The sequence below is a fragment of the Francisella noatunensis subsp. noatunensis genome (assembly GCF_009823375.1).
Lineage (GTDB): Bacteria > Pseudomonadota > Gammaproteobacteria > Francisellales > Francisellaceae > Francisella > Francisella noatunensis.
Genome location: NZ_WBSX01000122.1, coordinates 1 through 5477 on the forward strand (window position 1 = coordinate 1; position 5477 = coordinate 5477).

Genomic DNA, 5477 nt, shown 5'->3' on the forward strand with positions numbered 1-5477 from the left:
CAATATAAATACAAAAAAGAAGGTGACTCTAAACAAGTTAAGATAAAGGATAGAGCGAGTATTTCTGAAAGACCTAGCAGTGCTAATAGAAAAAATCTTTATCACTTTGAAGGTGACACTATTGTTGGTAAAGACCATAAAAGTGCTATTGTAACAATGGTCGATAGAGCTAGCAGATTTACTATTTTAGCCAAGTCTATAGATAGAACAGCTAATTCAATCAATAGAATATTGTACAAAGTATCTAATGGTCATAAAATATTAACAGCTACATTTGATAATGGTAAAGAGTTTGCTAAACATAAGAAGCTAACTAGCAAGACTGGCATCAAAGTATTCTTTGCTGATCCATACAGTCCTTGGCAAAGAGGTACTAATGAAAACATGAATAGGTATATCAGACAATTTATACCTAAAGGTACTAACTTTAACAATATATCTCATCAATACATTAGAAAGTTACAGATAGACTTGAATAATAGACCTAAGAAATGTTTAAATTACTTGACACCTAATGAAGTACATTTTGGTATCTCTATAAACATTGAGAATACAATCTAGCTTTTAAACCCTAATAAAAGAAAAGTTGGTGAGTCTGATGAAGAGTATCGTAAAAGATTACGAGAGTTAAATCCTAATCCAAAGCCTTTATTTACAATTAAAAGCTTTTGTATCACATTCATTACAGTACTCTTACTTCTTATACTTTTTTTCATAATTTTATTTTTTAGTATGGGAGGTTATATTTAGAATAAGAGAGCCTACTAAAGATAATGCCGCTGTAATAATAGCAATAAAAGCAGGTACATAAAGTGAGTGGTACTCTAAAATAAGAGACTGTGTTATAATAGGCATAAATCCAACGAAAACAGCAGAACCTAAACCATAACCAATTCCCATGCCAACTAATCTTACTTTGACAGGTAAAGCATTAATACATCTATATTGAGCAATCATGATATAAGCACTAAATAAAATACTATAGGCTAAATACGCAACCATATAGTGTGAGTTATGAATAAAGGCATAGCATAACCAGATAGATAATATTGATGAGAAAAGTAAGAACCAATTATCCAATTTTGGAATGCTATCTTTCTTTATTAGTAATGCTGATAGTAAGCCAAATATACACATCATAAGTAAGCCTATAATACTAATCTTGAGCATACTGTTAGAGCTATAATTAGATAGGTTCGCTAAATAGCTTGGTAAAGCATAATAGAACAGAGTAATACAAGACATAACATTAGCAGTCATTAAAAAACAACCTAATAACGGCATTTTGTAATGTTTGAATAGCTCAATAATTGGATTTTTTGTCAGTTGATTAGTTTGTAATAATTGGGTAAAAAGAGGACTCTCATGTAGCTCTTTTCTTATATAAAAAGTAACAATTCCTAGTGTGGAACCAAGTATAAAAGCAACTCTCCAAGCATAGTTTTCAGGGAAAATAAAATTAAGTATTATTGTTAGTAGTTTAGCAAGCATTACACCTATAGCTGCCGAGATCATTATTGCTGCGATAGGATATATTTTGTTAGTAATGATAGTTTCGTTTAGATATGTAAATGCACTATTGACTTCTCCACCGGCAGAAAGCCCTTGCATAATACGAAAAGTAAGTAATAGTAAACCAGCATATATTCCTATGACTGAAGCATCAGGAATAAGACCAATACCTAATGTGCCAATTGTCATCAAAAGTACAGCAGCTACCAATACTTTTTTGCGTCCAACTCTATCACCAATTTGTCCAAAGATAATACCACCAATAGGTCTTGTAACAAAACATAAAGCAAATATTAAAAGTATAATAATTTGGGAGTTAGAACCATGCCTAAAGAACAAAGAAAAATAGTTTTTAGTTGTAAGTCTTTCATTTTTTTATCTCTAATTTCAAAGTTTAAACAAAAGTACCTAACTCGCAATAATTAGGTCAAATTGTTCGTAAGATAATATTATGAAAATAACTAAATTATAGTGAATATGGTTTTGTAAAAAACAAAAAAATAAGTCATTTTTGCTTTATAAAAGAAACTATTTTAATCATCTGCTATAATCTGTTTATCTTAAATTTTCAAAAATAATTTGCATGGCTGAAAAATATATATACTCAATGCATAGGGTCGGCAAAGTTGTGCCACCTAACAAATATATCCTTAAAGATATTTCACTATCATTTTTTGATGGCGCAAAGATTGGTGTATTAGGTCTTAATGGTTCTGGTAAATCAACACTACTTAGAATTATGGCTGGTCTTGATACTGAGATTGTTGGTGAAGCAGCTCCACGTAAAGGTGTCAAAATTGGTTATCTACCACAAGAACCGAAGCTAGATGAAACAAAAGATGTAAGAGGTAATGTTGAGGAGGCACTATCACACTTGCAAGAGATGCTTACTAGGTTTGATGAAATTAGTATGAAGTTTTGTGAGCCAATGTCAGATGATGAAATGGCTAAGCTTCTAGAAGAGCAGGGTAACTTGCAAAATGCCATCGATGCTGCTGGAGCTTGGGAAATTGATCGTAAGCTAGAAGTTGCTGCAGAAGCGCTACGTTTGCCGCCATGGGATGCTGATGTTACTAAGCTATCAGGTGGTGAAGCTCGTCGTGTTGCATTATGTAAATTATTATTATCTGCTCCTGATATCTTACTTTTAGATGAGCCTACTAACCATTTAGATGCAGAATCTGTAGCATGGTTAGAGAAATTCTTGGCAGAATATAAAGGTACAGTTGTAGCTATTACCCATGATAGATATTTCTTGGATAATGTTGCTGAGTGGATTTTAGAGCTTGATAGAGGAGAAGGTATTCCATTTAAAGGTAACTATTCACAATGGCTTGAGCAAAAGCAAAAACGTCTAGAGATGGAAGAGAAACGTGAATCTTCACATCAAAAAGCGCTTAAAGAAGAGCTAGAGTGGGTACGTCAAAATGCCAAAGGTCGCCAAGCTAAATCAAAAGCTAGATTAGCGAAATTCGATGAGTTAAGCTCTCAAGAGTTCCAAAAGCGTAATGAAACTCAAGAGCTATATATCCCACCTGGAGAAAGACTAGGTAACAATGTCATCAAAGTCAAAGATCTTGTTAAATCATTTGATGATAAGCTTCTTGTAGATGGTCTTGAAATGGATGTGTATCCAGGTTCGATTGTTGGTATTATTGGAGCTAACGGTGCTGGTAAGTCTACATTTTTTAAGATGCTAACTGGTAAAGAAACTCCTGATTCTGGTGAGATAAATATCGGTGAAACTGTAAATCTTGCTTATGTAGATCAGTCGCGTGATGCTCTAGATGACAACAAAACAGTTTGGGAAGAAATTGCAGATGGTCTAGATGTAATTACAGTTGGTAAATTCACTATTCCATCACGCCAATATGTAGGTAGATTTAACTTCAAAGGTGCAGATCAGCAGAAATATATTTCTCAGTTATCAGGTGGAGAGAGAAACCGTGTCCATCTTGCGAAGCTACTTAGAAGTGGTGGGAATGTTATTCTACTAGATGAACCGACAAACGATCTTGATGTTGAGACTTTAAGAGCGCTTGAGGAAGCTATATTAGCTTTCCCAGGTTGTATTATGGTTATTTCGCATGATAGATGGTTCCTAAACCGTATTGCTACACACATGCTTGCTTTTGAGGGTAATAGTGAAGTAGTTTGGTTTGAAGGTAACTACGATGTTTATATCGAAGACAAAAAACGCCGTCTTGGCGATAAATATGATGCTATTACTAAGATTAAATATAAGCGAATTTCGGTTGATTAGTATTTATTTAATCAGCTATTTATCTAAATGATATTAAAGTAAAATCTTAATTATTTTTCTTTAATAAATAGCTTCGCTGGAGAGGTTTATGATTAAAAAATAGTGTTTTGTATATGCTTTTTTCTCTTTCTACTAAACTATAGCTTTGCTGATACTGGGTATTAGTAATGATCCGATAAATACTCCTTCTAATGCCCCAAAAGTAGAAAGTAAAGGTTTTTTAAATGACTATATAGTGACTCCAATTAGTGATGTAGCTTTATTGGCAACAGCTCCAATTGGTTCTTTTATTGGTTTGTTTGAGGGAGCTTCAAAGTCTCAAGCTATCTTATATAATGGAGAGCATCATTCTGGAGATAGTGATATAGTTAATATCTTTGTAGCCCCATTTGCAGCAATAGGCTTTGCATTAGGTGGAGCGATTTATATGACTGTCAAATTACCTGCAGATCTAATAGAGGGTAACTCACATAAATAGAAATAAAGTCTATAAGTTTAGATTGTTTATAATTTTTTTAGACATTGACTCTATAGCATCCTTTACAATATCAGAGAGTATTTCATCTTTTTCAAAGATTCTTTGACCTTCTACCCCATAGAACTCAACATTGCTAATATCCATCCCTATAGCATCAGCTAATGCTAAGGATGGCGCAACACCAACACTATGAGATGATAAAAAAACCTCCAAAGCTAAGAATTTCTTTTGCTTTGAAATAAAACTCTGTACCTGGTGTAACTTTTGCATATACAGCATCTATAAGAATAATTTTGTCATATCCACTATCTAGAAATGTTAGTAAATTTAAACCTGGTCTATCAGCACTTTCTACAGTGATATTTTGGATGTTTTTTTCTTTTATAATCTCAGCTAGTTTATCAGCTACAAACCAACCAAACTGATCATCTGCAAAAGGTGATCCTATACCGAGAATTAGCGTTTTTTGTTTCATTTTTTACCTTTACTATTATTTTGCCTTTTTGGCTAATTCCTTTCCGTATTTATAGACTTTATCAGTTAAATTTCCAAAATCTTTAGCATCATTAGGTAATGAATAAGTTAATAATTCTCTATTTAACATAACAACTTTACCATTTATGATACTTGTCAAAACATTCTCTGGATTTGCTTGATATACAATAGCTGCATAGATATCATGAATCGGAGTCATATTTGGAGACTTTGTATCTATTATAATAAGGTCTGCCTTTTTACCTTTTTCTAAAGCCCCAACATAATTATCTATATGTAATGCTTTAGCACCACCTAAAGTCGCCATATACACAATATCTTTGGGTAACATAATTGTTCTATCAGAGTATTTTAATCTTTGCATATTAGCCGCATAATTCAGATATGGTAGTATAGATAATTGATTAGCGCTCATTGGACCATCTGTACCTATACCAACTGCCATGCCTATTTTGAGCATATAGTATGCATCAGCGATACCTGTTGCACCTTTTGCGTTAGCCTCAGGATTATAAGCAACTCCAACATCAGAGTCTTTTAATTTTTGTAAATCTTTTTTATCAATATGTATAGAATGAGCTACGGTTGTTCGATTATTAGCTAGATTGTATTCTGAAAGTTTTAAATAGTTGAAAGAGAGTTCCAAATATAGTTTATTAGGTTTTGACGAAACTAAAATAAACGATAAGGAACTAAAAAATGCCAAAGCACTTAACTCTTTCAAATAGA

The 5477-nt window shown here is 32.8% G+C and carries 6 protein-coding genes and 1 pseudogene; 3 read left to right on the forward strand and 4 right to left on the reverse strand.

Annotation, left to right across the window (positions count from 1 at the left end):
* Positions 1–561: IS30 family transposase (locus F8C69_RS08825; RefSeq protein WP_159183759.1), on the forward strand; the 561-nt coding region annotated here is incomplete at its 5' end.
* 159 nt (positions 562–720) lie between these two features.
* On the opposite strand, the pseudogene F8C69_RS08830 reads toward F8C69_RS08825, so the two are convergent.
* Positions 721–1883 (reverse strand): annotated as a pseudogene (locus F8C69_RS08830) (MFS transporter).
* A gap of 212 nt (positions 1884–2095) precedes the next feature.
* Here F8C69_RS08830 and ettA point away from each other — a divergent pair.
* Positions 2096–3775 (forward strand): energy-dependent translational throttle protein EttA, encoded by a 1680-nt coding sequence (gene ettA / locus F8C69_RS08835; protein ID WP_159184918.1) that lies wholly within the window; start codon positions 2096–2098, stop codon positions 3773–3775.
* Between the two features lie 145 nt (positions 3776–3920).
* Positions 3921–4253, forward strand: coding sequence for a hypothetical protein (locus F8C69_RS08840; RefSeq protein ID WP_234384258.1), 333 nt, complete (start codon positions 3921–3923; stop codon positions 4251–4253).
* Positions 4254–4262: 9 nt separating this feature from the next.
* Here the strand turns inward: F8C69_RS08840 and F8C69_RS10855 are convergent, their stop codons facing one another.
* The 3 genes from F8C69_RS10855 to F8C69_RS08850 all read right to left on the reverse strand — a co-directional run.
* Entirely contained in the window at positions 4263–4466 is a 204-nt protein-coding gene (locus F8C69_RS10855) for a hypothetical protein (RefSeq protein ID WP_234384257.1), read from the reverse strand.
* Positions 4441–4728: a hydrogenase maturation protease gene (locus F8C69_RS10860; RefSeq protein ID WP_234384256.1), complete on the reverse strand. Its 288-nt coding sequence runs from the start codon at positions 4726–4728 to the stop codon at positions 4441–4443. The genes F8C69_RS10855 and F8C69_RS10860 overlap by 26 nt, the downstream gene beginning before the upstream one ends.
* A 15-nt stretch (positions 4729–4743) precedes the next feature.
* Positions 4744–5477 (reverse strand): amidohydrolase family protein (locus tag F8C69_RS08850; RefSeq protein WP_159184919.1); only part of this gene is annotated, 734 nt, incomplete at its 5' end.